1 protein-coding gene and 1 pseudogene are annotated in these 870 nt (G+C 63.6%); both read right to left on the minus strand.

Annotated features, from left to right (window positions below; translation table 11 throughout):
* Window positions 1–68 precede the first annotated feature (68 nt).
* Window positions 69–536: pseudogene (locus BQ8420_RS17035) on the minus strand (class I SAM-dependent methyltransferase); the annotation flags it as partial.
* A 94-nt stretch (window positions 537–630) separates the two neighbouring features.
* A partial coding sequence (locus BQ8420_RS17040; protein WP_143847363.1) for a response regulator transcription factor occupies window positions 631–870 on the minus strand: 240 nt, incomplete at its 5' end.

Genomic DNA, 870 nt, shown 5'->3' on the forward strand with positions numbered 1-870 from the left:
ATGATACGGCGACCACCGAGATCTACACCTCTCTATTCGTCGGCAGCGTCAGATGTGTATATGAGACAGAGGGTGGGCAGTAGGTGGTGGATGTACCAGCGGGCGAACCAGCCGTTGTGGGCGGCGTCGATGAAGAGGTAGTCGGTGTGGGCGGGCATGTGGGCGACTTTGGCGCGGACGTCGCCTTGGGTGAAGGTCCATCGGTCGCCGGCGAGGTTTTCGGGGACGTGGCGGGGGGCGTGGTCGACGATGTCGAAGGAGTGGAGGTGGCCGGTGCCGTTGTCGCGTAGGGCGGAGAGGATCCAGGTGGTGGACCAGCCGTAGTAGGTGCCGATTTCGACGACGTTGCGGGGTTGGTGGTGGCGTAGGAGCAGGTAGGTGATTTCTGCTTCGAGGTCGTCGAGTTGGGGGGTCATGGTGGGGTCGGCTTGTTGTTGGTGGTGGCGTTGTTGGTCGCGCAGGCGGGCGAGGTCGTCGCGGTGGGTGCGGTACAGGTGGGTGATGAGGTCGAGGTCGATGTCCGCTGGTGTGGTCATGGTGGTCTCCCCCGGTGGTGTACTACCGATTTGATTGCTGAACGTAGCAGTGTTGTTACTTTCTGTTGGTGTTCGGGTGGGGTGTGTCGTGCTTTCAGGTGGGTCGGGCGGGTTGGATGAGGCCGGAGTCGTAGGCGGCGATGACGGCTTGGGTGCGGTCGCGTACGCCGAGTTTGGTCAGGGTGTTGGACACGTGGGTTTTGACGGTTTGTAGACCCAGGTGCAGGTGGGTGGCGATTTCGGCGTTGGTGAGGCCCTGGGCCATGAGGGTGAGGGTTTGGGCTTCGCGTTCGGTGAGGGTGGCCACGGCGCGTGCGGCGGGGGTGGGCGCGGG

Source organism: Nocardiopsis sp. JB363 (assembly GCF_900143625.1).
Taxonomy (GTDB): domain Bacteria; phylum Actinomycetota; class Actinomycetes; order Streptosporangiales; family Streptosporangiaceae; genus Nocardiopsis.